Annotated in this window: 24 protein-coding genes; 16 read left to right on the top strand and 8 right to left on the bottom strand. The window is 69.4% G+C overall.

The features are described 5' to 3' along the window. Positions 1–462 precede the first annotated feature (462 nt). From msrA to LW840_RS00580, 3 genes are all read right to left on the bottom strand, one after another. A complete protein-coding gene (gene msrA / locus LW840_RS00590; protein ID WP_291270145.1) occupies positions 463–960 on the bottom strand; it encodes a peptide-methionine (S)-S-oxide reductase MsrA in 498 nt (165 codons plus the stop codon). After that, complete coding sequence (gene msrB, locus LW840_RS00585) at positions 953–1,420, bottom strand: peptide-methionine (R)-S-oxide reductase MsrB (protein WP_291263223.1); 468 nt, start codon at positions 1,418–1,420, stop codon at positions 953–955. Before msrB ends, msrA begins: the two co-directional genes overlap by 8 nt. Before the next feature lie 182 nt (positions 1,421–1,602). Beyond that, positions 1,603–2,340, bottom strand: a complete 738-nt coding sequence (locus LW840_RS00580; RefSeq protein ID WP_291276236.1) for a copper resistance protein NlpE N-terminal domain-containing protein — start codon at positions 2,338–2,340, stop codon at positions 1,603–1,605. A 27-nt stretch (positions 2,341–2,367) separates the two neighbouring features. Here LW840_RS00580 and LW840_RS00575 point away from each other — a divergent pair, with 27 nt between their 5' ends. Then, positions 2,368–3,969 (top strand): protein adenylyltransferase SelO, encoded by a 1,602-nt coding sequence (locus LW840_RS00575; protein ID WP_291276235.1) that lies wholly within the window; start codon positions 2,368–2,370, stop codon positions 3,967–3,969. Between the two features lie 66 nt (positions 3,970–4,035). Here LW840_RS00575 and LW840_RS00570 read toward each other — a convergent pair whose 3' ends face one another. Both LW840_RS00570 and LW840_RS00565 read right to left on the bottom strand, forming a co-directional pair. Further along, the gene (locus tag LW840_RS00570) at positions 4,036–4,635 is read right to left on the bottom strand and encodes a hypothetical protein (RefSeq protein WP_291268129.1); all 600 of its coding nucleotides are present in this window, start codon (positions 4,633–4,635) and stop codon (positions 4,036–4,038) included. Next, on the bottom strand, positions 4,635–5,069 hold the full coding sequence (locus tag LW840_RS00565; protein ID WP_291268130.1) for a hypothetical protein: 435 nt from the start codon (positions 5,067–5,069) through the stop codon (positions 4,635–4,637). Before LW840_RS00565 ends, LW840_RS00570 begins: the two co-directional genes overlap by 1 nt. A gap of 63 nt (positions 5,070–5,132) precedes the next feature. On the opposite strand from LW840_RS00565, the gene LW840_RS00560 reads away from it, so the two are divergent. From LW840_RS00560 to LW840_RS00545, 4 genes are read left to right on the top strand one after another with little or no spacing between them, the layout of a single operon-like run. Next, positions 5,133–7,451: a molybdopterin cofactor-binding domain-containing protein gene (locus LW840_RS00560; RefSeq protein WP_291276234.1), complete on the top strand. Its 2,319-nt coding sequence runs from the start codon at positions 5,133–5,135 to the stop codon at positions 7,449–7,451. Next, positions 7,448–7,930 carry a (2Fe-2S)-binding protein gene (locus tag LW840_RS00555; protein ID WP_291268132.1) on the top strand — a complete coding sequence of 161 codons (483 nt, stop codon included), beginning with the start codon at positions 7,448–7,450 and terminating at the stop codon, positions 7,928–7,930. The genes LW840_RS00560 and LW840_RS00555 overlap by 4 nt, the downstream gene beginning before the upstream one ends. Before the next feature lie 46 nt (positions 7,931–7,976). Further along, entirely contained in the window at positions 7,977–8,927 is a 951-nt protein-coding gene (locus tag LW840_RS00550; protein ID WP_291263230.1) for a DUF1080 domain-containing protein, read from the top strand. A 13-nt stretch (positions 8,928–8,940) separates the two neighbouring features. Then, complete coding sequence (locus tag LW840_RS00545; RefSeq protein WP_291268134.1) at positions 8,941–9,396, top strand: DUF2269 family protein; 456 nt, start codon at positions 8,941–8,943, stop codon at positions 9,394–9,396. A 55-nt stretch (positions 9,397–9,451) separates the two neighbouring features. Here LW840_RS00545 and LW840_RS00540 read toward each other — a convergent pair whose 3' ends face one another. After that, the gene (locus LW840_RS00540; protein ID WP_291263232.1) at positions 9,452–10,096 is read right to left on the bottom strand and encodes a DUF4126 domain-containing protein; all 645 of its coding nucleotides are present in this window, start codon (positions 10,094–10,096) and stop codon (positions 9,452–9,454) included. Between the two features lie 58 nt (positions 10,097–10,154). Between LW840_RS00540 and LW840_RS00535 the strand changes: the two genes are divergently transcribed. The 8 genes from LW840_RS00535 to LW840_RS00500 all read left to right on the top strand — a co-directional run bounded on the left by LW840_RS00535 (position 10,155) and on the right by LW840_RS00500 (position 18,618). Further along, positions 10,155–10,691: a hypothetical protein gene (locus LW840_RS00535; protein ID WP_291263233.1), complete on the top strand. Its 537-nt coding sequence runs from the start codon at positions 10,155–10,157 to the stop codon at positions 10,689–10,691. Beyond that, a complete protein-coding gene (locus LW840_RS00530) occupies positions 10,684–11,115 on the top strand; it encodes a DUF6524 family protein (protein ID WP_291263234.1) in 432 nt (143 codons plus the stop codon). Before LW840_RS00535 ends, LW840_RS00530 begins: the two co-directional genes overlap by 8 nt. Before the next feature lie 184 nt (positions 11,116–11,299). Then, a complete protein-coding gene (locus LW840_RS00525) occupies positions 11,300–12,862 on the top strand; it encodes a cryptochrome/photolyase family protein (protein ID WP_291276233.1) in 1,563 nt (520 codons plus the stop codon). 412 nt (positions 12,863–13,274) lie between these two features. Further along, positions 13,275–14,429, top strand: a complete 1,155-nt coding sequence (locus tag LW840_RS00520; protein ID WP_291268136.1) for a GIY-YIG nuclease family protein — start codon at positions 13,275–13,277, stop codon at positions 14,427–14,429. Positions 14,430–14,440: 11 nt separating this feature from the next. Next, positions 14,441–15,121 (top strand): response regulator transcription factor, encoded by a 681-nt coding sequence (locus LW840_RS00515; protein ID WP_291276232.1) that lies wholly within the window; start codon positions 14,441–14,443, stop codon positions 15,119–15,121. 3 nt (positions 15,122–15,124) lie between these two features. Further along, a complete protein-coding gene (locus tag LW840_RS00510) occupies positions 15,125–16,690 on the top strand; it encodes an ATP-binding protein (protein ID WP_291268138.1) in 1,566 nt (521 codons plus the stop codon). Beyond that, positions 16,687–17,757 carry a hypothetical protein gene (locus LW840_RS00505; protein ID WP_291270154.1) on the top strand — a complete coding sequence of 357 codons (1,071 nt, stop codon included), beginning with the start codon at positions 16,687–16,689 and terminating at the stop codon, positions 17,755–17,757. The genes LW840_RS00510 and LW840_RS00505 overlap by 4 nt, the downstream gene beginning before the upstream one ends. 405 nt (positions 17,758–18,162) lie before the next feature. Then, entirely contained in the window at positions 18,163–18,618 is a 456-nt protein-coding gene (locus LW840_RS00500; RefSeq protein WP_291268140.1) for a GxxExxY protein, read from the top strand. Between the two features lie 212 nt (positions 18,619–18,830). Here the strand turns inward: LW840_RS00500 and aroF are convergent, their stop codons facing one another. Continuing rightward, positions 18,831–19,886, bottom strand: a complete 1,056-nt coding sequence (aroF, locus tag LW840_RS00495) for a 3-deoxy-7-phosphoheptulonate synthase (protein WP_291268141.1) — start codon at positions 19,884–19,886, stop codon at positions 18,831–18,833. Between the two features lie 301 nt (positions 19,887–20,187). On the opposite strand from aroF, the gene LW840_RS00490 reads away from it, so the two are divergent. From LW840_RS00490 to LW840_RS00480, 3 genes are all read left to right on the top strand, one after another. Further along, positions 20,188–20,763: a prephenate dehydratase domain-containing protein gene (locus LW840_RS00490; RefSeq protein WP_291276231.1), complete on the top strand. Its 576-nt coding sequence runs from the start codon at positions 20,188–20,190 to the stop codon at positions 20,761–20,763. A gap of 112 nt (positions 20,764–20,875) precedes the next feature. After that, positions 20,876–21,547: a DUF305 domain-containing protein gene (locus LW840_RS00485; RefSeq protein ID WP_291276230.1), complete on the top strand. Its 672-nt coding sequence runs from the start codon at positions 20,876–20,878 to the stop codon at positions 21,545–21,547. A gap of 26 nt (positions 21,548–21,573) precedes the next feature. Continuing rightward, positions 21,574–23,343: a hypothetical protein gene (locus LW840_RS00480; RefSeq protein WP_291276229.1), complete on the top strand. Its 1,770-nt coding sequence runs from the start codon at positions 21,574–21,576 to the stop codon at positions 23,341–23,343. 156 nt (positions 23,344–23,499) lie between these two features. On the opposite strand, the gene LW840_RS00475 is transcribed toward LW840_RS00480, so the two are convergent. After that, positions 23,500–24,888 (bottom strand): RagB/SusD family nutrient uptake outer membrane protein, encoded by a 1,389-nt coding sequence (locus LW840_RS00475; protein WP_291268868.1) that lies wholly within the window; start codon positions 24,886–24,888, stop codon positions 23,500–23,502.

Genomic DNA, 24,888 nt, shown 5'->3' with positions numbered 1-24,888 from the left:
AGAGCGGCGGAGTAGGGGAGGGACGGGACAACGCGCGGTGGACGACGCGCGGTGGACGACGCGTTGGCAGGGACGCGTTGGCGGGGACGCGTTGGCAACAACGCGTTGGCAGGAACGCGTTGGCACGGACGCGTAGAGGCGCGGGCACCTACGCGGGCACCTACGCGGGCACCTACGCGGGCACCTACGCGGGCACCTACGCTCCTACGCGGGGCAACGACGCGAAGTAGCCACGCCGCAACACCGCGTCACCCGCCAATGGCGAAGGCGGGCGCCCGTCGTTGCCCCGCGTAGGCGCCCGCGCCTCCCTGCGTCTGTGCCAACGCGTTCTCGCCAGCGCGTCGTCGCCAACGCGTCCCCGCCAACGCGTCGGCGATCGCGCGTAGTCCCCCCGCGTCGGCGATCGCGCGTAGTCCCCCCGCGTCGGCGATCGCGCGTAGTCCCCCCGCGTCGTTCAGCCGTTCAGCGCATCCAGTGACACGTGTACCCGCCCGGATTCTTGCGCAGGTAGTCCTGGTGGTACCCTTCCGCACTCCACCACGTCGCTTCCGGCACGATCTCCGTGGTGATGGGCCGCGACCACAGCCCGCTCGCCTGCACTTCCCGCTTCACCCGCTCGGCAACGTCCTTCTGCTCCGGCGTCGTGTAGAAGATGGCGCTGCGATACTGCGTGCCGATGTCGTTCCCCTGCCGGTTGAGCGTGGTGGGGTCGTGCATGCGGAAGAACCAGTCGCGCAGCAGCACGTCGTACCCCAGCACCGTGGGGTCGAACACCACCCGCACGCTCTCCGCATGGCCGCTCTTGCTGTCGTGCGTGTCGTGATACGTGGGATGCTCGAGCCACCCGCCGGTGTAGCCCACGTCGGTGTCCAGCACGCCGGGAATGGCGCGCAGCAGCTCTTCCATGCCCCAGAAGCAGCCGCCGGCCAGAATGGCCACCTCCTGCGCCCGCTCAGCCATGATGGCCACCGGTGGCAAACAGCGGCAGGAACTCCCCGTACCCTTCCTTCTCCAGCTCGGCCACGGGAATGAAACGCAAGCTCGCCGAGTTGATGCAGTAGCGCAGCCCCCCCGCCTCGCGCGGCCCGTCGGGGAACACGTGCCCCAGGTGCGAGTCGCCATGCTTGCTGCGCACCTCCACGCGGCGCATGCCGTACGACCGGTCTTCCACCTCAGTCACGTTGGGAGCCACGGGACGGGTGAAGCTGGGCCACCCCGTGCCACTGTCGAACTTGTGCACACTGGCAAAGAGCGGCTCGCCGCTCACGATGTCCACGTACAGGCCGGGCTCGTGATTGTCCCAGTACGCGTTCCGGAACGGTGGTTCGGTGCCGCACTGCTGCGTGACGGCAAACTGTTCGGGCGTGAGCGCGCTCTTGAGCTGCGCCACGTCGGGCTTGGCATAGGTCTTGTCACTCATGTGGGTAATAGGCTCGGGGAGCGGTTCAAGTTCCCGTACAGGTGGAGAAGTAACTGCTCGTCGGAGGCCTCGGAGCCACGGAGATACGGAGAACAACACATGCAGAAGATTTCCTCTGTGCCTCCGCGCCTCCGTGCGCTCCGACGATCTGTTCTGCTCGCGTCGCCCCCACCCCTCACCGCTCACCGGCAATCGGGATTCGCCGCCGGCCCCACGTACTTCCGGATCTCCAGCACGTCGCGCTCCTTGGGGCCGGCCACGTCGTCCGGACGCGCCACGAACCGCGCCACCACCTCCACCTGCTGGCCGCTCCCCGGTGGCAGCTTGGCGCTGGTGTATGCCCGCGCGAGCGTCGTGTACGCCCCCGTCGTGAGCACGGTGAACGTCTGTCCGCTGCCGCATTCGCGAAAGGTGGCGCCGTCGGCCATCACGCCGAACGTGCCCGTGTACGTGACCGGCTCGCGCAGAGCGTTCATGCGGTCGGCGCGCACCAGCGTGACCGGAGCGCTGCCGGCTATCGGCTTGCCGCCCTGGTCCAGCAGGCGCAGCGTGTCCTCCCCCGCCACGGCAAACCGGAGCGTGCGCCCGAGTCCGTCCAGCGTGAGCGTGGCGCCGTCGTGTGTCCAGCGCCCCATGCTCACCTGGGCGTCACCGGGCTTTCCCGTGGACTGCTCGCGCAGCCGGAAGGTGGTATCGGGAAAGAGCGCCACCGTGGTCTCGATGCCGGAACAATCGGCGCACGGCAAGGTCCCCGAAAAGGAGTTGGGGGCCACCGCGGCCAGCGTGACCGTGGGCACCGCCGGTACCGTCACGACGCTGTCGGGGGCGCCGCCGCCACTGCCCTGGCGCTCACCGCCGCACACGGTCAGCAGCCCCAGCACGATCGCGCTGCCCAGCGCCCCCTGCATCACCTTCGCCATGTTGGACCGCCCCCTAGCTTTCTGAGTGTGAACCCGACCACCGACCATCTGGACGCCCCGGCCGTCACCTTCGACAACCGGTTCGTGCGCGAGCTGCCGGGGGATCCTGAATCCTCCAATCGGCGAAGACAAGTGCTGGGCGCGGCCTGGAGCGCGGCCGCCCCCACGCCGGTGTCCGCCCCGCGGCTGCTGGCGCACGCCCCCGATGTGGCGGCGCTCGTGGGATTCTCCGACGCGTTCGTGCAGTCACCCGCCTTCGCCAAGGTGTTTGGCGGCAACGCGCTGCTCCCCGGCATGCACCCCTACGCCGCCTGCTACGGCGGCCATCAGTTCGGCAACTGGGCCGGCCAGCTGGGCGACGGGCGCGCGATCACGCTGGGGGAAGTGGTGAACGCGCGCGGCGAGCGCTGGGAGCTGCAGCTCAAGGGCGCCGGGCCCACGCCCTATTCGCGCACCGCCGACGGGCGCGCCGTGCTGCGCTCGAGCATTCGTGAGTTCCTGTGCAGCGAGGCCATGCATCATCTGGGGGTGCCCACCACGCGTGCCCTCAGCGTGGTCACCACCGGCGACGCCGTGGTGCGCGACATGTTCTACAACGGCAACGCGCAGGAGGAACCCGGCGCCATCGTGTGCCGCGTGGCCCCCAGCTTCATCCGCTTCGGCAACTTCGAAATCTTCACCGCGCGCAACGACCTCGCGCTGCTCGAGCAGCTGGTGGACTTCACCATCGCCCGGGACTTCCCGCATCTGCAGGAAATGCCCGACGTCACCGCGCGCCACGCCGCGTGGTACGCCGAGGTGTGCGAGCGCACCGCACGGCTCATGGTGCACTGGATGCGCGTGGGCTTCGTGCACGGGGTCATGAACACCGACAACATGTCGGTGCTGGGACTCACCATCGACTACGGCCCGTACGGCTGGATCGACGACTTCAATCCCCACTGGACCCCCAACACCACCGACGCGCAGAACCGGCGCTACCGGTTCGGGCAGCAGCCCGCCATTGCGCAGTGGAATCTCGTGCGCCTCGCCGACGCCATCGCGCCGCTCTTCAGCGACGAATCGGTGTTGCAGGCGGGCATCGACCGCTTCTCGGCCGTGTACATCGCCGAATACGAGGCCATGAACGCCGCCAAGTTCGGTTTCGTGACCCGCGGCGACGACGAGCGCGACATCATCCGCGAGGCGTTCCGCCTCATGTACGACGCCGAGATCGACTACACCAACTTCTTCCGCGCCCTGGGGAACGTGCCCGACGTGCTCCCCGATGTGCCGGCGACCGAGTTGCTGGGCGATCTGTTCTACGACCCGGCGAAGCGCGACGCGCACGCCGAGGCGTTGCACGCGTGGCTCACCCGTTGGCACGCGCGCGTGTGCATGCACGGCCGCGACTTCGCACAGCGCCAGGCCGCCATGCACGCCGTGAATCCGTGGTTCGTGCTGCGCAACTATGTGGCGCAGCAGGCCATTGACGCCGCCACGCAGGGCGATGCGTCGCTGGTGCAGACCCTGCTGACCGTGCTGCGCACGCCGTATACCGAGCAGCCGCAGCACGCCGCGCTGGTGGCCCGCCGCCCCGAGTGGGCGCGCCACAAGGCCGGCTGCTCCATGCTCAGCTGCAGCAGCTGACCGGGAACCAACGCGCCACGGCGAACGCGCCACGGCAAACGCGCGCCAACGGACGCGCGCCGCGCCTCACATCGCCGTCTGTCGCGCCTTCGCGGCCTGCACGGCTTCCATGAACCGCTGGGCATCCTCGGGGGCGAAGGGCGCACCGCTGCCGTCGCGCTTCCCCTTGACGCTGAACTTCACCGACCCGCCGTCCACCTTGAAGGTGAGGTGGCCGTTCTCGTAGCGGAGATCGGTCACCTGCGACGCCGGCGCGCGCAGCGCCACGCCCATGGCACTCGACACCGCGGCCTTCACGGCACTGCCCATCATGTTGGCGATCACGCCACCCACACCCTCCGCCTTGGTGCTGGTGGCACTGTCCATCCGCCACGCCACCCCCTGCCGCAGGCTGTCACTCAGCTGCATGACCACCGTGTCACGCAGCACGGCCAGCGTGATCGTGCCATCGGTGCTCGTGATGCGCACCTCGGCGCCATCGAGCGCCGTGGAATCGGTGGTGCCCGTGCGCACCGGCATGCCGGACGAGCGCTGCATGCTCACCCCCGATGCGCCCGGCGTACCCTCGCTCGCCCCCGAGTCGGCCCCGCGCCCACCACACGCCAGACACCCCCCCGCCACGGCGGCCGCGGCCACCGCGCGCGCCCACGGCGCTGCATTGGTCATCACTGTCGGTTCTCCATGGCGTTCTGTCGGGAAATCACGGTGGCCACGAACTTGAGTGCGTCACCCTGGGTGAACACGGCGCCGTCGGTGCCATCGCCCACTTCGAACACCTTCATGCCAATGCCCTTGATGTCGAAGCGCAGGCGGTTGTCGGTGTACTTCACATTCTCGATGTACGTGACGGGTACGCTGATCTGGCTGTTGACCATGAACACGTGCACCGAATCGCCCGCCACTTCAATGGCCACCGTGCGATCCTCGCTCACCATCTGCAGGTCGCCCGGCCCCAGCGTGCGCACCTTGCGCACCATCTGCGCTGCGGCTTCGGCCACCTTGGCCTCCGAGGCCTTGGACGACGCCTCCGGGGTGCAGGCCGCAAGCAGGGCAATGGCCGCGACAGACGCGGACGACGAGGCGACACGAACGGAGAGCATGGCGGACAGGCGGGAGAAAGGGTAAGCTGCCGCCATCCCAGGCGACGTGACATCTTCAACAATATGAGACGACGCACCTTCCTGCTGGCAGGGCTGGGCGCCACCGGTGCGCTGTTCGTGGGATGGTCGCTCACCCCCCCACGCCAACGGCTGCACCCCGGACGTGCCCCCGTGACGGGCCACGACGGGGTACCACTCAACGGCTGGCTGGCGGTGCACCCCGACGGCCGCGTCACCGTGATCTCCCCCAAGGCGGAAATGGGGCAGGGCATTCACACGGCACTGGCCATGCTCATTGCCGAAGAGCTCGACTGCGACTGGGCGCAGGTGCGGGTGGTGCACAGCGGGGTCGATCGCATCTACAACAACATCGCGGCCATCCTCGACGGGCTCCCGTTTCACGAGGATCTCGAAGAGCACGCCGGTGTGCGCGCCGTGCGGTGGCTCACCGCCAAGACGGTGCGCGAAGTGGGCGTGATGATGACCGGCGGCTCGTCGAGCGTGCGCGATGTGTGGGAGGTGGCGCGCACCGCCGGCGCCACGGCGCGGGCCCAGCTCGTGGCGGCCGCCGCGGCGCGCGCGGGGGTGGCCGCCAGCGCCTGCCGCACCGAGGCGGGCGTGGTGCATGCCGGCGCACAGTCGTTTGCCTACGGTACCCTCGTGCGCGAGGCGGCCGGCATGGCGGTGCGCGACGTGACGCTGCGCGACCCGGCGCAGTATCGACTGGTGGGTCGTGACCGGGCACGCATCGACGGCGATGCCATCGTGCGCGGCGCCCCACGCTACAGCCTCGACGTGCGTCTGCCCGGCATGCGCTACGCCGCCGTGAGTATGGCACCCTCGCTCGGCGCCACGGTCTCTGGCTATCGGCGCGAGGCCCTTCGCGATCGCGCCGGCGTACACGCCGTGGTGGAGCTGCCGGGAAGCCGCTACGGCGAGGTACCGGGAGTGGCGGTCATTGCCGATGGCTGGTGGCAGGCCCGGCAGGCGCTGGCGGCGCTCGAGGTGCAGTTCTTTCCCGGGCCGCATCTGGCGTTGGGGTCCGACGACGTGGCCACGCAGCTGCGCGACGCCGCGCACGCCGGCACCGGTCTTCCCTTCCGCAGCACCGGCGATGCGCTGGACGTGCTGGCCGCCGCCGACCGGGTGCTCGACGTGACCTACGAGGCGCCGTATCTCGCGCACGCCACCATGGAGCCCATGAACACCACCGTGCGCGTGACCGACGCCGGGGTGGAGCTGTGGACGAGTACCCAGGTGCCGGGTGCGGCGTGCCGGGCGGCGGCCGAGGTGGCCGGCGTGGATGTAGCGCGCGTCACGTTGCACCAGCAGCCGCTGGGCGGCGGATTCGGCCGTCGGCTGGAGGTCGACTATGTGGCGCAGGCGGTGCGCATTGCCATGGCCGCGCCCGGCGTGGCGGTGCAAACCATCTGGAGCCGCGAGGACGACATGCGCCACGACTTCTATCGTCCCGCGGCGGCGTCACGGCTGCGCGCCGCCCTCGACGCACGCGGCGTGGCCACGAGTGTGGTCTGTCATTCCGCCAGCCAGGCGCCCTTCAAGGCGCTCAGCCAGCGTATTGGGCTTCCCTATCCATCGGTGGTCCCCGACAAGACCACCGCCGAAGGCACGTGGGATCAGCCGTACGAGTTTCCGGCCATCCGCTCGGCACACCTCGAAGTGGAGCTGCCGGTCCCGGTGGGGTCGTGGCGCGCCGTGGGGCACTCGCACCAGGGGTTCTTCTTCGAGTCGTTCGTGGACGAACTGGCCCACGCCGCCAACACCGACCCGCTGCAGTACCGTTTGCAGCTGCTGCGCTCGCACGCGCGGGCACGCCGGGTGCTCGAGACGGTCGCGCGCGACAGCGCGTGGGGATCGCCGCTGGCCCCCGCTGCCGACGGCGCGGCGCAGGCGCGCGGCGTGGCGCTGCATTGGAGCTTCGGGACGGTGGTGGCCATGGTGGCCGAGCTCTCGCTCGATGCGGCGCGGCGCGTGCGGGTCCACCGGCTGGTGTGCGCGGTGGACTGCGGGCTGGTCGTGAATCCCAACGGCGTGCGGCAGCAGGTGGAGGGGGGCGCCATCTTCGGGCTTTCCGCCGCCCTGCACGGCGAGGTGCAACTGGAGAACGGCCGCGTGCGCCCCGGCAACTTCAACGACTACCCGCCGCTCCGCATGTCCGAGTGTCCCGTCATCGTCACCACGCTCGTGCCCAGCACCCGCCTGCCGTCGGGCATTGGCGAGCCCGCGCTGCCGGTGGTCGCCCCGGCGGTGGCCAATGCGCTCTTCGCGCTCACCGGCACGCGGCTGCGTACCCTGCCACTGCGCGTGCCCACCGCCCCGCCCCAACCCGCGCCCGTTACCACACCGGGCACCACGTCATGACCGCCCCCTTCGTGCTGGAGGTGAATGGCGTGCGCCGCGAGGTCGACGTGCCCGGCGACATGCCGCTCCTGTGGGTGCTGCGCGAAACCCTCGGGCTGGTGGGCACCCGCTTCGGCTGTGGCCTGGCGCTCTGCGGCGCCTGCACCGTGCACGTGAATGGCGAGGCGATGCGCGCCTGCGTGCTATCGGTGGGGAGTGTGGCGGGGAAGTCCATCACCACGATCGAAGGACTGGGCGGCGCCGTGGGCGACGCGCTGCGCGCCGCCTGGCTGGCGCACGACGTGGCCCAGTGCGGCTACTGCCAGTCGGGGCAACTCATGAGTGCGGCGGCGCTGCTGGCGGCCGTGCCCACCCCCACCGACGCCGAGATCGATCGCGCCATGGACGGCAACATCTGTCGCTGCGGCACGTACCCGCGCATTCGGGCGGCCATCCGGGCGGCAGGGGTTACCACGACTGGGGACGGGCGTGAGGATTAGAGCGACCCGTTTCCCTTCCCACTTCTTGCGTTCGAGGTGCTCGCGCATGGTTCGCCCGCTGCTTTCCCTGGCTGCCGCCTGCTTCGTTGCTGCGCTCCCGTTGGCCGCCGAGGCACAGGCGGGCGCGCCGATCATTGGCCGCTGGGATCTCACGGTGCAGGGGACCGACCGGGTCTATCCCAGCTGGGTCGAGGTGTCGCTGTCGGGGCACCGCACGCTGGTGGGGCGGTTCGTGGCCGGCGGCGGCAGTGCGCGCCCCATTGGCAAGGTCACCTTCAACAACGGGCGCGTGCAGTTCACGCTGCCACCGCAGTGGGAGCTGCAGGCCACAGAGGTGCAGGTGGAGGCCACGCTCACCGGTGACAAGCTGGCGGGCATCATCACGCAGCCCAGCGGCGAGAAGCACCGCTTCACCGGCGTGCGCGCGCCCACGTTGCGCCGGTCGGCGCCGCCGGTGTGGGGCAAGGAGATCGTGCTCTTCGGCGGCAGCGACATGAAGGCGTGGGAAGCGCTGCCCGGCGGCGATAACCAGTGGAAGGTCATCAACGGCCTGCTCACCAACACCAAGTCGGGCGCCAACCTCGCCACCCGGGACAAGTTCACCGACTTCAAGCTGCACCTCGAGTTCCGCGTCCCGAAGAACGGCAACAGCGGCATCTATCTGCGCGGTCGTCATGAGGTGCAGGTGGAAGACAGCCCGCTCGGCGAGCCGCTCTCCACGCACCTGGGTGGGGTGTACGGCTTTCTCGTGCCCAACGAGCAGGCGCACCTGGGCGCCGGTGTGTGGCAGACCTTCGACATCACGCTCATCGGTCGCCGCGTCACGGTGGTGCTGAATGGCAAGACGGTGATTGCCGACCAGACGATTCCCGGCATCACCGGCGGGGCGCTCGACGCCAACGAAGGCGAGCCGGGGCCCATCTACCTGCAGGGCGATCACACGTCGGTGGAATACCGCAACATCCGCATCACCCCGGTGGTGGGCACGCCCAAGTGAGTCGCCGCACGCCGTGACGCTCGACGCGTTCCTCAAGACCGCGCATGTGCTGGGCGCGATCGTGTTCGTGGGAAACGTGATCGTCACCGGGGTATGGACCGCCATCTTCTGGCGCGCGCGGCACACGCACGACTTTCGGCGCGCCGCGCGCGCCATCGTGATCACCGACTGGTGGTTCACCGTGGGGGGCGGCGCACTGCTCACCGTGAGCGGCATCACCCTGGCGCTGCAGCGCGGCCTGCCGCTGTGGGGCACGCCGTGGATACGGCAGGCGATCGTAGCGCTCACGCTCTCCACGGTGCTGTGGGTCGTCGTGCTCGTGCCCGCACAGCGGCGCATGGTGCAACACACCGGGGGCGCCAACGACGAATCCCTCGTGCGCGCCTATGGCCGCTGGAGCGTGTGGGGGTGGACCGCCACCGCGCCGCTCGTCTACGCGGTGTGGTGCATGGTGGCGAAGCCGGGGTAGCGTGCATTGGCGCGGCAGCGCGGCAGCACGGCAACCGCCCCGCAGCCATCGCGACTCAGCGCCGCATGGGCCCACGCGGCACCTTGGGCGGGCCGTTGGCGGCCGCGGCGGCCGCCCGCGCGGCGCGACGCCCGAAGAGCACGCCGTGCACGCGCCGCGTGAAGAACACGAACAGCAGCAGCACCGCCACCAGCGTGAGCATGGGCAGGAAGATCGCCAGCGCGCTCGTGACCACCGCGCTCACCAGCTCGAGTGTGCTCACCACCGGGTTCCCCATGCCGCCGGTAAGGGTGGTGCTCTTGAAGCGGGTGAACACCGTGGCCCCCTGTGTGACGCCCGCTGCCCCGCCGGCCAGCAGCACGGCGCCCCACTTGAGCACCGGGGGGAGATCCACCACCACACTGGCCGCCGCCAGCATGCCCGCCACCATGGCGGCCGGGGTGGCCACCAGATCGAGCAGCTGATCGAGCCACGGCACCGAGTAGGCCCCCACCTCGAGGAGCGTGGCCGTACCGAGCGCCGCGAGCGCCGGCGTGGTAGCCAGCCACTGGAAGCCCGGCGACAGCTCCAGCACCCCCGTCTTCGCGGCAATGGCGGCGGCGAGCAGCGGCACGAAGACGCGAAAGCCGGCCGCGGCCGCGAGCCCAAGGCCCACGGCAATGCCCAGCAGCGCGTCGGCCGTCACAGGGAATGCCTCCATGCCGAAGAAATAGCGCCTTCCCGTTCCGCCCGCGAACACCCGGCGCTACCGTGTGGGCATGTCCCGCCTGCTGATCTGGCTGTTCTTTGCCACGCTGTCACTGATTCTCCTGCTGCAGCTGCGGGGAATCGACGCCCCGCTCGCGGCGGTCACGCCGGGGGGCATCGTGGCGTACGAACTCGCCTTTACCACCGAACGGGCCCGCGAGATCCTCGACAGCTGGCGCATCGCCGGTGTGACCGAGTCGGCACGGGTGAGTCTGGGCGTGGACGTGGGCTTCCTGCTCGTCTACCCGTGGTTCTTCCGCTGGAGCGTGCTGCTGCTGCGGCAGCCGCGCTTCACACGCCCCGGCAGCACGATGGACCGCGCCGGTGCCGCGCTGGGTGCCACGGTACTCGCCTGCACGCCACTCGACGCCGCGGAAAACTGGGCGCTCTGGCGCATGATCGACGTGGGACCCAGTGCGACGCTGGCCGCACTGGCGGGCGCCGCCGCCTCGCTCAAGTTCCTGCTCATTGCCGTCACCACCGGCTGGTGCCTCACCGTGCTGTCACGGCGCCTGCTCTCCTCTTCCTCCGCTCCCTCCCATGGCTAACGGCCCCGGCTTCGGCGGCATCGCCGCCCGCACCCTCGCCGCGCTGGTGTTGGTGTTCGCCACCTACAACCCCGAGCGGGTGAGCTACTTCCACTGGGCACTGGCGCCGCTGCGCACCGGCGAAGCCACCGGCGGCCCCGCGTCGCTCAAGTTCCTGGCCGGCCTCGCCCTGCTTGGCGGCTGGGGCATCTTCCTCAATGCTACGCGCCGCTCCATTGGTCTGGGTGGTGCACTGCTCGTGCTCGCCCTGTGTGGTGGTCTCGTCTGGTTGCTCATTGACGTCGGCATCGTGAGCGCCACCTCCGCCCGCGGCATTTCCTATGTCGTGCTCGTCTGCACCGCGCTGCTGTTGGCCGTGGGCATGAGCTGGTCGCACCTCTCCCGCCGCCTGTCGGGACAGGTGGACATGGACGCGACGGACTAGTCGCTCCACCTGCTGCCTGCGGCCTGCGGCCTGCGGCCTGCGGCCCGCCAGCTGCATCCTTCGTCGCAGCGGCGAAGGAAGCAGGAGGCGGGAGGCAGGAAGCGGGAGGCAGGGGGCAGGGGGCCAGAAGCCGATCCACACCGCCGGACGGGAACGCCCCCACCCGCCAGCCCGTTGCCCCCGCGTGTCCGGTCCAACGCTTGCCTTCGTCGCCCCGTGGGAGTGCTCCCGCGCCGTGGCCAACATTCCGCGCGAACCGCGCGAGGATGTCGTGGTGCTGCTGCTCGAGTCGGTCGCCAAGGGCGCATCGCTGCCCTGGCACCGGCAGAAGCTCGTCCTGCTGCTCTCGGCCATGCGCCACTTCGCCGCGTCGCTCGAAGCGGCGGGCTATCGCGTGTTGCTGCGCAACGCGCCGTCGTACGCCGAGGGGCTCGCGTCGGTGGCCCGGGAGCTTGGGGCGTCGCGGGTCGTCGCCACCGAAGGGCGGGAGCAGGACATGGTGGACGAACTCGATCGTGCGCGCATGCTCCTTCGCGACGCCGGCGTGTCGCTCGTGCTGCGGGAAGATCGCGGCTTCCTCGCCACGCGCGAGGAGTTCGCCACGTGGGCACGCGGGCGCAAGGAATACCGCATGGAGTGGTTCTATCGCGAGATGCGGCGCCAGCACGGCATTCTCATGGAGGCCGACGGCACGCCCAGCGGTGGCGACTGGAATTTCGACGCCGACAATCGCAAGCCGTGGCCGAAGAACCGCGCGGTACCTGACGTATGGCGCGTGGAGCCCGACGCGATCACGCGCGAGCAGATGGAACGGGTTTCCGGCTGGAAGGGGCGCTGGGGGTCGGTGGATCGTTTCGCATTGCCCGTCACGCGCGCGGACGCCAAGGCGTGGCTCGAACGGTTCGTCGTTGAACGGCTCCCCGAGTTCGGCCCCTACGAAGATGCGCTCGTGCATGGGGCGCCCGACCTGCTGCACAGCACGCTCTCCAGCATCCTCAACGTGGGGTTGCTGCATCCGCTCGAGGTGGTGAAACGCGCGGAGCGCGCGTATCGCGAGGGGCACGTGCCCATTGCCAGCGCCGAGGGGTTCATTCGACAGATTCTGGGCTGGCGCGAGTACATCCGCGGCATGTACTGGCAGCTCATGCCGGGGCTGCGCACGGCCAACGCCCTCGAGGCGCCCCTCGCATTGCCGATGTGGTTCTGGGCGCCGGACGGCGAGGCGTATGCAGGCGCGCACCACGGTGCGTGTGAAATGCGTTGCCTCTCCGACACCATTCGCCAGGTGCGCGACTACGGCCGCACGCATCACATTGGCCGGCTCATGGTGCAGTGCAACTTCGCCACCATGCTGGGGGTGCAGCCCGCGGCCCTGTCGCGCTGGTATTGGGCCGCGTTCACCGACGCCTACGAGTGGGTGGAGCTGCCCAACGTGGCGGGTATGGGCACCTGGGGAGACGGCGGGGCGCTGGCCAGCAAGCCGTACGTGGCCAGTGGCGCCTACGTGAACCGCATGAGCAACTACTGCGGCCAGTGCCGCTACGACGTGAAGCAGCGCACGGGACCCGACGCCTGTCCCATGAATTTTCTCTACTGGGATTTCATGGCCCAGCACCGGGAGCGGTTTGCCAGGCACCCGCGCATGCGCATGATGACCAAGCACCTCGACGGCATGGCCGAGCAGGAGCTGGTGCAGATCCGTCGTCAGGCGCGCGAGTTTCGCGAGTCGCTCACGTACGAGTCTTGAGACGTGAGGGGCCGCCGGGACGCGTGGTAGGGCACCTGCAGGGCCGCCGCGACACGCAGTGGGGCACCCGCTCACCCGACTCGCGGCTTGCTTCGGGGGCGGCCGTGCGCTGACGCGCCGGCGTCGCCCCCTCAGAGAGCCGCTCGCTCGGGCGGCGGGGCCCCACCGCTGGATCGGGTATGCTTTGCCTGGGCGCAGGAAACGCCGAGCGAGTGCAGCCGCGGCGCGCCCCGCCGCCCCGTGAGCGGATCCCTGAGGGGGTGACGCCGGCGCGCCCGGGCGCGGAGCGCCGGAGCGCGCCCGGCCACCCCCGAAGAGAGCAGCGAACGGGGTGAGCGGGAGCGCCCCGCGGCGTGTCGCGGCGTGTCGCGGCGTGTCGCACATACCGAACCATGTCCATAGCTTGCCGGATATGCCGGACCCCATTCCCCGCCTGCACGTCAAACCGCCCCACACCACCCCCGCCCACCGCAAGCAGCTGCGGGCGCTCGTGCGACAGGGCGTCGAGAACCGGCCCGGGGTCTACCGCATGCTCGGCCCCACCGGCACCGTCATCTACGTGGGCCAGTCACGCGCGCTGCGCACCCGGCTGCTCTCCTACTTCCGCGCCACCGGGCGCCGCAACAAGGCGGCGCGCATCCTGCGCCACGCCTTTCACATCGAGTGGGAGTACACCCACACCGAGTTTGGCGCCCTGCTGCGCGAACTGCGCCTCATCAAGCAATACCGGCCCCACTTCAACACCATGATGGTCATGGACGAGTGGCCACGCGCCTACGTGGCCCTCACCGGCGGACCGGTGCCCGGGCTGCGCGTGGTGCCCCGCTCCGACGATCCCGCGGCCGTGGCGCTCTTCGGGCCGTTCCGCCGCGTGGCGCGCGTGCGCGAGGCCGTGCGCGCACTCGCCGAAGCCACCGGGCTGCGCGACTGCACCCTCGAGGACGCCGTGCGCGGCACCGGCCGGGCCCGCGGCAGCACCCTCTGGTTTGCCGACGACCCCGCCACCAGGCCCCGCGCCACCGCGCGGGCGCGCGCGCCCGGGTGCCTGCGCCATGACCTGGGCACCTGTGCCGGGCCGTGCATCGGCGCCGGCACCGCGATGCGCTACCGCGAAACCGCCGCCGATGTGCGCACCTTTCTCGAGGGCCGGAGCGATGGGCCCGTGCGGCTCCTCGAAGACGCCATGCAGCACGCCGCGAGCGAGCTGGCCTTCGAACGCGCCGGCGTGTTGCGCGATCGACTGGCCCTCGTGCGCTGGCTGCACGAACGCGTGCAGCACTTCCATGCCAACGTCGACCGCCTCACCTTCCGCTATCATGCCATCGGGCACGCCGACGTGGAGTGGGTGTATCTCGTGCGCCGCGGCACCGTGCGCGCCGAAGTGCGCGCGCCGCGCACCCCCGACGAGCAGGCGGCGTTCGACGCGCTCGCCGAGCGGGTGTACGCCGGGGCCGATCCCGCCGGCGCCGACGTCCCCACGCACGACCTCGACGAGTTCTATCTCGTGGCCAGCTGGTTCCGCCGCCGTCCGGAAGAGAAGCAGCGCGCCCACCCCGTTCACCTCTAGCACAGCCCGGTATGCGCGTGCTCGTCGTTGAAGATGATCCACGGCTCTCCGCCCTCATCGCCCGCGGCCTGCGCGAGGAGACGTACGCCGTCGACGTGTGCAGCGACGGCACCAGTGCCATCACCCAGGCGGTGGTGAACAGCTACGACGCCATCGTGCTCGACGTCATGTTGCCCGGTACCGATGGCTTCGGTGTGGTGCAGGCCCTGCGCGCGCGCCAGGTGCGCACCCCCGTGCTCATGCTCACCGCGCGCGATGCCGTGAGCGATCGCATCGCGGGACTCGACGCCGGCGCCGACGACTACCTCGTGAAGCCCTTCGACTTCGGCGAGCTGCTGGCGCGCCTGCGGGCGCTGCTGCGGCGCCCCGAGGCCGTGCAACCCATGCTGGTGCAGCTGGCCGATCTGGTGGTGGACCTGCAGGCGCACTCCGCCACCCGCAGCGGCGTGCCCATCCCGCTCACCGGCAAGGAGTTCGCGCTGCTCGCGCTGCTGGTGCGCCACGCGCGACACGTGGTCTCGCGCGCCGAGATCGTGGCGCACGTCTGGGATGACAACCATGACCCGCTCACCAACGCCGTGGAGGTGTACGTGAACCGGTTGCGCGGCAAGATCGACCGTGAGCCCTTCACGCCGCTGCTGCACACGCGGCGTGGGGTGGGCTACGTGCTCACCGACATCGCACCGGCGTAACGCATGCTCCCTGTTCGCCCGTCCATCCTGCTGCGGCTCACCGCGCTCAACGCGGCGGTGCTGGCCGTCATGCTCATGGCCTTTGCGGGAGTGGGCGTCTTCACGCTCGAGCGGGTGGTGCGCCAGCGTGCCGCCACCGTGGTGCGCGAATCGGCGCGCGCGGTAGCCGGGGCCATCCTGGCCGAACGACGGGCCGCGGCGGCGCGCGGCGAGGTGGAGACGGTGCGCGGTGAGCACGAGCAGGCGGTGCTGCGCGAACTGCGCGTGGGCGATCTCGACATCTTCATCACCGACGAAGCCGAGCAGCTCATGGCGGCGCGGCAACCGGAGCTCGCCGAGCCCGCGGTCGTGCTCCCGCCGGCAGTGCGCACGCTCATGGCAACGGTGCGGGCACAGCGCGACGCCGGTGCGCTCTCCGACTCCACGGTCGTGGTGCGCGATCTCGTGCTGGAGAGCGGGCCGGCGCGCGCCGCGCTGCTGCGGGTCGTGCCCGAAGCGGGTGACGAGAACGAACCGGCGCTGCTCATTACCGCGCTGCGCTCCGACGTGGACGATACCCTGCTGCTGCGGCAGGTGCGGACCACCATTCTGTTCGCCATTCCCATGGCGTCGCTCGTGGCGCTCATTGCCGGCTTCCTGCTGGCGCGACGCAGCCTCGCGCCCCTCGATGCCATCGTCACGCGCACCGCTGGCATCACCGCGGCCAATCTCGACGACCGACTGCCGGTGGTGAATGCCCACGACGAACTCGGTCGGTTGGCACGCATCATCAATGACCTGCTCGCCCGCGTTGGCGATGCCTTCCGCACGCAGCGGCAGTTCGTGGCCGACGCGTCCCACGAGTTGCGCACCCCCATCGCCATCATTCGCGGAGAGGCCGAGGTCACCCTTCGGCGCAGCGCCCGCAGTGAGCAGGAGTACCGGGAAGCGCTCACCGTCGTGCTCGGCGAATCGGTGCGGCTCTCGCGCATCGTCGATGACCTGTTTCTGCTCACCCGGGTGGACGCCGGCAGTTACCCCGGACGCGATGCAACCCTGCGCCGTGACGCCGTGGATGTGCCGGCGCTCGTGCATGACGCCGTGCGCAGCGTCCGCTCGCTCGCCGATTCCCAGCGCGTCACGCTGGTCGTGGAACCGGACACCCTCGAGCCGCAGGCGGCGGTGCGTGGCGACGCCATGCTGCTGCATCGGCTCGTGCTCAACCTGCTCGACAACGCCCTCAAGCACGCGCCGGCCAACAGCACCGTGTGGGTGCGGCAGCAGCGGGTCCAGGGCGAACTGCGCGTGACCGTGGCCGACGAGGGTCCCGGCATTCCTGCCGCGCAGCGCGAGCGCGTGTTCGAACGCTTCGTCCACGGCGTGCAGCGGGGGCCCGACTCGGCCGTGTCACCGGCTGGTGCCTCCGCACATGCCACGGGCGCAGCGGGGACCGGTGCCGGGCTCGGCCTCGCCATTGCCCGGGCCATCGCGCAGGCACACGGCGGGCGGCTCACGTTGCTCGATACGGCATCCGGCGCCACGTTTGAGGTGGCGCTTCCGCTCATTCCCTCCGCAGGAGACCGATCATGACGCCGTTACCGCGCGCTGTTGTTGCGGCCTCGACGCTGGCCCTGTCGCTCACGCTGGCCGCCTCCGCGAACATGGGGCTGCCCGCCCTGCTGCCGGCACAGGGACGTGCGGCCGCCGACACCGTACAACTCACCGAATGGGACGTACCGTGGGGCGCCGCTGGCCGCCCGCGTGATCCCAGCGTGGATCCGCAGGGGCGCATCTGGTTCGTGGGGCAGGAGGGCAACTACGTGGCGCGCTTCGACCCGAAGACGAAGAAGTTCGAGCGCTTCGAGATCGATCCCGGCACCCACCCGCACACCGTGAACGTGGACGCGCAGGGCGACGCGTGGTACGCCGGCAACCGCAACGGCATGATCGGGCGCATCGACGGCAAGACGGGCAAGATCACCCGCTATCCCATGCCCGATCCTGCCGCGAAGGACCCGCACACCATCACCTTCACGCCGGCCGGCGATCTGTGGTTCACGCTGCAGAACAGCAACATGGTAGGCTTCCTCAACCGCAAGACCGGTGAAGTGAAGCTGGCCACCATGAACACGCCACGCTCGCGCCCCTATGGCATTGTCATGGACAAGGGCGGACGGCCGTGGTTCAACCTGTTCGGCACCAACAAGCTCGGCACCATCGATCCACAGAGCATGCGCGTGCGCGAGTACCTGCTGCCCGATGAGCGCGCCCGCGGCCGGCGCATTGCGCTCACCAGCGATGGTGCCGTGTGGTATGGCGACTATTCGCGCGGCTACGTGGGCCGTCTCGACCCCGTGAGCGGCGCCGTGAAGGAGTGGGCGCTGCCGGGCGGTGGGACCAGCATGCCCTACGCCATGACCGTCGACGACGCTGACCGCCTGTGGCTGGTGGAGACCGGCAGCCAACCCAACAAGCTGGTGGCCTTCGACCCGCGCACCAACAGCTTTACCGCCAAGGTGGATCTGGGCCCCGCCATGCCAAACACCGTGCGTCACATGGTGTTCGACAAGAGCACGCGCAGCATCTGGTTCGGCAGTGACCGCGGCACCATCGGGCGTGCGGTGGTGCCGCCGGCGGGGAAGAAGCCGATCGGGTGACAGCGGGAGAGTTTGAGGCGGTGAGTTGAGGCGGTGAGAGAAAGGGCCCACTGCTTTACAGAACAGACGGAACCGGCGGAACAGGCAGAACCGACCGAGCAGCACAAAGAGACGGCGGCTGCACACCCGGTGATTGGTGTTGCAGCTGCCGTGTTCTTTCATGTGACGGCGCAATCTCGGCGGTGCCTTGCCGCGCTGTGCTGTGCTGCCGGTTCTGCCGGTTCTGCCGGTTCTGCCGGTTCTGCCGGTTCTGCCGGTTCCGTCAAGCGGTTCGCGGTGTCTCAAGTCTCAAGTCTCACCGTCTCACGCCATGCGCTCGGCCCGTGCCCTCCACCATTGCGCCGGAGCCAGCATTGATGGCCACGCGCTGACAGCTGGGTGACGCCCCCGCAGTATGCATGTGGCATGCTCACACCGCACGCGGTCATGAATGACGTGCTCGACGTGGCCATCGAGGTGCATCGGGAACTCGGCCCCGGTCTGCTCGAATCCGCGTACGAGGCCATCATCGCCGACGAGCTCCTCACACGCGGCCACATCGTCCAGCGCCAGCTCGTGGTCCCCATCCGCTTCAAGGAGCGCACGTACGACCGCGGCTATCGCCTCGATCTCCTCGTGGACCACCTGGTGGTGGTCGAAATCAAGAGCGCCGAACGCCACGCGCCGATCTTCGAACAGCAGGTACTCACGTATCTGCGTGGTCTCGGTCTCCGGCATGGTATGGTCGTGAATCTCGGCCTGTCGCGCGCCATCGACGGCGTCAATAGAGTCACCAACTACCGGGTACCGGAGCACGATGACGGCGCCAACAGCCGACTCCGAGTAGAACAGCCGCAGCAGACAGAACCGCTCAACCAATGAGGCGCCCCCACTCCGCCCCTCGCATGTCGTTGCCTGTTCTGCCCGTTCTGCCTGTTCTGTTGAGCCGTGTGCCGTTCCTCCCCTCTCGAGGCCTCAAGGTCTCAAGTCTCACCCCTCCACCTGCACCCGCCGCGCGATCGCGTCCATCAGCGCGGCGTCCACCGCCTCGATCTCGCTGCGCAGCGCGCCCAGCGCCACCGCATCGGCGGGGCTCATACCGGCACCTCGCGATGCCAGCTGCCCACCGCGCAGTCACGCCCCACCGCCCGCGCCACCGCCTGCACCTGCGTCATCATCTGCGCGAACGCCGCGGGCGTAAGACTCTGCTCGCCGTCGCTCTTGGCACACGCCGGGTCCGGGTGCACCTCCACGATCAGTCCATCTGCCCCCGCCGCCACCGCCGCCAGCGCCAGCGGCGCCACCAGATGCGCCCGCCCACCCGCATGCGAGGGGTCCACGATCACCGGCAGGTGCGTCTCGCGCTTGAGCACGGGAATGGCCGCGACGTCCATTGTGTTGCGCGTCGCCGTTTCGTAGGTGCGAATGCCGCGCTCACACAGCATCACGTCGCCGTTCCCCTGCGCCATGATGTACTCGGCCGCCATGAGCAGCTCGGTAATGGTGCCACTGAGCCCGCGCTTGAGCAGCACCGGCCGCTGCACCCGCCCCACTTCGCTCAACAGCGAGAAGTTCTGCATGTTGCGCGCGCCGATCTGCAGCACGTCGGCGTAACTCGCCACCAGCTCCACCTGCCGCGGATCCATCACCTCGGTCACCACCGGCATGCCGGTCTCCGCGCGCACCTCGGCCATGATGCGCAGCCCCTCTTCGCCCATCCCCTGGAAGGCGTAGGGACTCGAGCGCGGCTTGAAGGCCCCGCCGCGCAGCAGCCGCGCGCCACGCTGCTGCACCGCCCGCGCCGTCTCGAACATCATGTCGCGCCCTTCCACACTGCACGGGCCGGCCATCACCACCACATCACGCCCGCCAATCACGGTGTCCGCCGAGTCCCCCAGACGAATGGCGGTGTCCCCCAGCGAGAACTCCCGCGACGCCAGCTTGTAGGGCTTGAGCACGGGCATCACCCGCTCCACTCCGTCCAACTGAGTCAACCCATGCTCGCTGAGCTTGCCCTCCTCGCCAATGCACCCCACGATGGTGCGCTGCTCACCGCGCGAGACGTGCGTGCGCAGGCCGGCCGCTTCCACGTGTTCGATGAGACGGTCCAGCTGGTCAGCCGTGATGCCGGCGGTGGTGACGATGATCATGCGGTCCTCTGATATGGTGGCGTTGGTCCACCGAGGGTCCCGCGAATCGCGCGTGCCCGGAAACGACCGAGGCCCGTGCGGGTGCACGGGCCTCTCGGTCGGTCGGGAGCGTCAGGACTTAGCTGCGCACGCCAGACATGCCGGGGCCCATGCGGGTCGGCACGTAATAAAATCGGCAGGCGTAGCAGTGACGCGTCATACCAGAGACACTACGGCTCGCACGTATCGGTGTCAATATGTATCCGGCGTCACCCGCTGCTCCCTGCCACCTGCCACCCGCTCCCTGATCCCCGCCACCCCCGTGACCGAATTCACCACGCCCGTTCCCCGCGTCGCCTTCCAGGGCGAGTTCGGCGCCTTCTCCGAAATGGCCCTTCGCCAGCAATGGCCCAACGGCGTGGAGCCCATCCCCTCGGCCACCTTCCCCGAGGCGCTGGCGCGCGTGCTGGCCGGCGATGTGCACTACGCCATCGTGCCGGTGGAGAACGCGATCGTAGGGCGCGTGAAGGTCGCGCTCGATGCGCTCGAAGCCGTTGGCGACGCGGTGGAGGTGCGCGCCGAAACGCGCGTACCGGTCCACCTCTGCCTGCTGGCGCCGCGCGGCGCCACGCTCGCCGAGCTGCGCGATGTGTACAGTCACCCCGTGGCGCTCGCGCAGTGCCGCATTTTCTTCGCGCGGCACAGCTGGCTCGTATCCACGCCGCACGCCGATACCGCCGGCGCCGCGCGGGATGTGGCTGCCGCCGGGGAGCGCACCCGCGGTGCCGTGGCCAGCGCCATGGCGGCAGAACGGTATGGCCTCGAGATCATCGCGCGCCACATTGAGGATGTGTCCGCCAACTGGACCCGCTTCGTGGTCGTAAGCAAGCGCGACTGACGAACGGCGACGAACAATGACGGGCGCGCCGCCGCGCACGCATTGGCGCTTCCCGCGCGCGGCACGCATGTTCTCGGGGCACTGCACCGTTTCCCCGAACCGCCGCGCTCCCGTGACTCCGTTCTCCCTGCGTCTGCTCGCCAGCGCTGCGCTGGCCACCACGAGCCTCTGCGCCGTCAGCGCCTGTGCCCCCGCAGGCAAGGCCACGCGCCCGCTCACCCCCGCGCAACTCGTCGATCGCGACGGGGGCATTCCGCCCTACACCGCCGCCGATGTGGCCTTCATGCAGGGCATGATCGGCCACCACGCCCAGGCGGTCGTCATGTCAGCCATGGCCGAACCGAACGGCGCCAGTGGTGAAGTGAAGGTGCTCGCCGGTCGCATCGCCGTTGCGCAGACCGACGAGATCGCGTTCATGCAGGATTGGCTGCGCACCCGGAAGCAGACCGTACCGGCCGCCACCGACGATCACGCCGCGCACCTGCAGCATGCCGGTCATGCCGGCATGAGTGGCAGCGCCGGCAGCCCCGCGATGCCCGGCATGCTTTCCGCCGCGCAGCTCGACACGCTGCGCAGCGCCAAGGGCCCCGCCTTCGACTGGTACTTCCTCACGTACATGATCCAGCATCACCGCGGCGCCATCACCATGGTGGATGAGCTCATGGCCACGAAGAACGCCGCCCACGATGATGACGTGTTCAAGTTCGTGAGCGACGTGGTGGCCGACCAAAGCACCGAGATCGATCGCATGGAGCTCATGCTGCGCAAGCGTTCCCGCCCCTGAATCTCCCTCTCCCCCACCACGCTCCCATGCGCATCCTGTCGCCCTCGCTCCCGGCCCGCGGCGCCCTCGCCCTGCTTGGCCTCTCCGCCGCCGTGGCGCACGCCCAGCCCGTTCCCGACACACGCGTCGGTCTCAGGGCCGGCTGGTTCGACGCCGGGGAGGCCACGTGGAACATGAAGCTCGTTTCGGCCACGCCGCCGTCCGACGCATTCCTCAGCAAGAACGCGCCCGACGCGCGCCTCAAGAACTCCGACCTCGCCTTCAGCGGGACGCGCGTCTTCCAGGGCAACTACAGCGGCTGGCAGGTGTGGGACATCGCCGATCCGCGCAAGCCGAAGCTGCGCGCCGCCGTGGTGTGCCCGGGCTCGCAGAGCGACGTCACCGTGTACGGTAACCTGCTCTTCGTCTCGGCTGAAGCCGTGGCGGGGCGCGTGGACTGCGGCCTCGAGGGCGTGGAAGCCGAGGTGAGCAAGGACCGCGCGCGCGGCATCCGCATTTTCGACATCAGCAACATCGAAAAGCCCAAGTCGATCAAGGTGGTGCAAACCTGCCGCGGTTCGCACACCAATACGCTGGTCACCGATCCCAACGATCCGGAGAACGTCTACATCTACGTCTCCGGATCGGCGGGCGTGCGCTCCAACCAGGAGCTCGAAGGCTGTTCGGCCGGCGCCCCCGACGCCGATCCCAACACCGCTCTCTTCCGCATCGAAGTCATCAAGGTGCCGGTGAAGAACCCGCAGGCGGCCGCCATCGTGAGCTCCCCGCGCATCTTCGAAGGGCTGGGCGAAGCCAAGCGCCATGGCGATGCGCCGGGGGACCGTCGCGAGCGCCCCGAAGGCGCCCCCATGCGTCCGTCGGTGGCGGGGCGCGGCCCCACGCAGTGCCATGACATCACCACGTATCCGGCGCTCGGTCTCGCCGGTGGTGCGTGCAGCGGCTACGGCATTCTGCTCGACATCAAGGACATCAAGAACCCCAAGCGTCTCTACGCGGCCGCCGACACCAACATGTCGGCGTGGCACTCGGCCACCTTCAGCAACGACGGCAGCAAGGTGCTCTTCTCCGACGAGTGGGGCGGCGGCAGCTCGCCGCGCTGCCGGGCCACCGACAAGGTGGAGTGGGGCGCCGACGCCATCTTCGTGCGCAAAGGCGATTCGCTCGACTTCCGCAGCTACTTCAAGCTGCCCGCTGCGCAGACCAGCCAGGAGAATTGCGTCGCGCACAACGGCTCGCTCATTCCGGTGCCGGGACGGGAGATCATGGTGCAGTCGTGGTATCAGGGCGGCATCAACGTTTTCGACTGGACCAACCCCGACAAGGCGTTCGAAATCGCCTACTTCGATCGCGGCCCCGTTGACGCCACGCGCCTCACGAGCGCCGGCCACTGGTCGGCCTACTGGTACAACGGCTACATCTACGGCTCCGAGATTGCGCGCGGCCTCGACGTGCTGGAGCTCACCCCCAGCGAATTCCTGTCGCAGAACGAACTCGATGCCGCCAAGCTGGTGAAGTTCGCCTACTTCAATCCGCAGGAGCAGCCCAAGCTCGTGTGGCCCGCCGCCTTCGTGGTGGCGCGCGCCTACACCGACCAGCTGGCGCGCAACAGCGCCGTGCCCAAGGCGTGGCTCGATGGCGTGGTCACACAGCTCGCCAGCGCCGAAAAGGCCAAGGGGAGCGCACGCACCAGCGCCCTGACGGCACTGGCCTCGCAGCTCGATCGTGACGCCGCTGGCAGCGCCGAGGCCGCGCGCGTGCGTGCCCTCAGTGACGTGGTGAAGCAGCTGGCGCAGTAAGGGTACAACCTCTCCACTCGATAGAGCGAAGCGGCACCACCGAAAACACGGAATCTCACGGAAGCACACGGAACCGCTGTTCCTCCGTGTCCTTCCGTGAGATTCCGTGTTTTCCGTGGTGCTGTTCCCCCGACTACCGCCGGGACATCAGCCCGCTCAGTTGCCCAGCACGTTCACGCAGCCACGGGGCAGTGCCGCGGTGCGCTGGTTGCACTCGTCCACGGGAATGGGCACGAGCGGGAAGACCCGGTGCGACGGCAGCTGCTTGCGCAGTTCACCAAGGCGGTTGTAGCGGCGGGAGTCCACCCAGCGATGGCCGTATTCGAAGAAGAGCGAATAGCGGCGATCGTAGAGCAGTTCGGTGATGAGATCTCCACCAAAGTCGGCCGCCAGCGGCGCGAGCCCGCCGGAATTGGTGCGCACGAAGTTGAGATCGGCAATGGCCGCACTGCGGTTGCCCAGCCCGATGTTGGCCTCGGCGCGCATGAGGATGAGCTCCTCGTTGCGGATGATGGGCACCGGCGTGACGTTGGTGGAGTACACCGTGGGCCGCACGTTGGAGCTGATTCCCTGCGTGGCCAGGAGGACCGTGCCCACCACCGCCTTGCCCGACGCCCGCAGGTCGCGCGACCCGTCGGGACGGTTGCGCGCCTCGGTGAGGAACTCGGGCACCGCCACGATGGCGCGCGGAGCCGGATCGAAGAGCGGGTTCACCGCATCACCCGACGCCGTGCTGTACACGTGGTACACCCCGGTGTTGAGCGAGGCCGCCGTGCCCGACGCCGTGCTGAGGAACGACTCGTTGAGTGCCGTGAGCACATCGCTCCAGCGTCCGCGGTACAGCTCGAGCCGCGCCTTGAGGGCCCGATTGAAGCGCACGAAGGTGGCCGGGGTGTTGAAGCCGGCAAAGCCCGTGGTGAGCGTGAACGGGAACGCCGTGCCACCGGCCGCGAGATCGGTGCGCGCCTCGTCGAAGAGCGCCGCCGTGCGTGTGTACCCTTCCTCGCGGGTCACGAACGCCCCCTGCTCGGTGGGGTTCTTGGGCACCTCGAAGACAATGCCGAAGGTGTCACGCACACGCAGCTGGTTCAGGTATTCGTTGGCAATGAACGTCTTCACGAATCCCTTCACGGCACTGCGCTGCGCCGGCGTGTAGTCGGGCACCCGGTCGATCACGTCCAGGATCGTGTAGGCCGTACGCAGGTTGCGGTAGCTGTTGGTCCACCCCACATCCACGCCGAAGCCACCCGGCTCGAGCGGGCCGATGAGCAGCGCCAGCACGTTGCGCGGCTCGGCGCCGTCGAGGTTCATGATTTCGCGGCCGAAGATGCCGAGCGTGCTGGCCCAGGCGCCGGCGCCGCCACGGGCGCCCGCGAGCACCCCCGCCACGGTGGTGTTGACCGTGGACGCGTTGGGGTTGTCCTCGAGCTGGGAGGTGTTGGGACTGTTGAAGTTGCCGATGTCGGCGGCGTTGCAGGCCACAGCGGTGGCGCAGCCGGCCAGGAGTGCGAACGCGCGACTCCAGGACTTGCGATTCGCGGTCAT

It is taken from the genome of Gemmatimonas sp. (assembly GCF_021298855.1).
Lineage (GTDB): Bacteria > Gemmatimonadota > Gemmatimonadetes > Gemmatimonadales > Gemmatimonadaceae > Gemmatimonas.
This window is presented reverse-complemented; position numbering and strand designations above follow the sequence as displayed.

Bases quoted from the DNA above. Each gene is read 5' to 3' on its own strand.
- msrA (WP_291270145.1), bottom strand. From the start codon at position 960: ATGGCTGAGCGGGCGCAGGAGGTGGCCATTCTGGCCGGCGGCTGCTTC.
- msrB (WP_291263223.1), bottom strand. From the start codon at position 1,420: ATGAGTGACAAGACCTATGCCAAGCCCGACGTGGCGCAGCTCAAGAGC.
- LW840_RS00580 (WP_291276236.1), bottom strand. From the start codon at position 2,340: ATGGCGAAGGTGATGCAGGGGGCGCTGGGCAGCGCGATCGTGCTGGGG.
- LW840_RS00570 (WP_291268129.1), bottom strand. From the start codon at position 4,635: ATGACCAATGCAGCGCCGTGGGCGCGCGCGGTGGCCGCGGCCGCCGTG.
- LW840_RS00565 (WP_291268130.1), bottom strand. From the start codon at position 5,069: ATGCTCTCCGTTCGTGTCGCCTCGTCGTCCGCGTCTGTCGCGGCCATT.
- LW840_RS00560 (WP_291276234.1), top strand. From the start codon at position 5,133: ATGAGACGACGCACCTTCCTGCTGGCAGGGCTGGGCGCCACCGGTGCG.
- LW840_RS00555 (WP_291268132.1), top strand. From the start codon at position 7,448: ATGACCGCCCCCTTCGTGCTGGAGGTGAATGGCGTGCGCCGCGAGGTC.
- LW840_RS00550 (WP_291263230.1), top strand. From the start codon at position 7,977: ATGGTTCGCCCGCTGCTTTCCCTGGCTGCCGCCTGCTTCGTTGCTGCG.
- LW840_RS00540 (WP_291263232.1), bottom strand. From the start codon at position 10,096: ATGGAGGCATTCCCTGTGACGGCCGACGCGCTGCTGGGCATTGCCGTG.
- LW840_RS00535 (WP_291263233.1), top strand. From the start codon at position 10,155: ATGTCCCGCCTGCTGATCTGGCTGTTCTTTGCCACGCTGTCACTGATT.
- LW840_RS00530 (WP_291263234.1), top strand. From the start codon at position 10,684: ATGGCTAACGGCCCCGGCTTCGGCGGCATCGCCGCCCGCACCCTCGCC.
- LW840_RS00520 (WP_291268136.1), top strand. From the start codon at position 13,275: ATGCCGGACCCCATTCCCCGCCTGCACGTCAAACCGCCCCACACCACC.
- LW840_RS00515 (WP_291276232.1), top strand. From the start codon at position 14,441: ATGCGCGTGCTCGTCGTTGAAGATGATCCACGGCTCTCCGCCCTCATC.
- LW840_RS00510 (WP_291268138.1), top strand. From the start codon at position 15,125: ATGCTCCCTGTTCGCCCGTCCATCCTGCTGCGGCTCACCGCGCTCAAC.
- LW840_RS00505 (WP_291270154.1), top strand. From the start codon at position 16,687: ATGACGCCGTTACCGCGCGCTGTTGTTGCGGCCTCGACGCTGGCCCTG.
- LW840_RS00500 (WP_291268140.1), top strand. From the start codon at position 18,163: ATGCTCACACCGCACGCGGTCATGAATGACGTGCTCGACGTGGCCATC.
- aroF (WP_291268141.1), bottom strand. From the start codon at position 19,886: ATGATCATCGTCACCACCGCCGGCATCACGGCTGACCAGCTGGACCGT.
- LW840_RS00480 (WP_291276229.1), top strand. From the start codon at position 21,574: ATGCGCATCCTGTCGCCCTCGCTCCCGGCCCGCGGCGCCCTCGCCCTG.
- LW840_RS00475 (WP_291268868.1), bottom strand. From the start codon at position 24,888: ATGACCGCGAATCGCAAGTCCTGGAGTCGCGCGTTCGCACTCCTGGCC.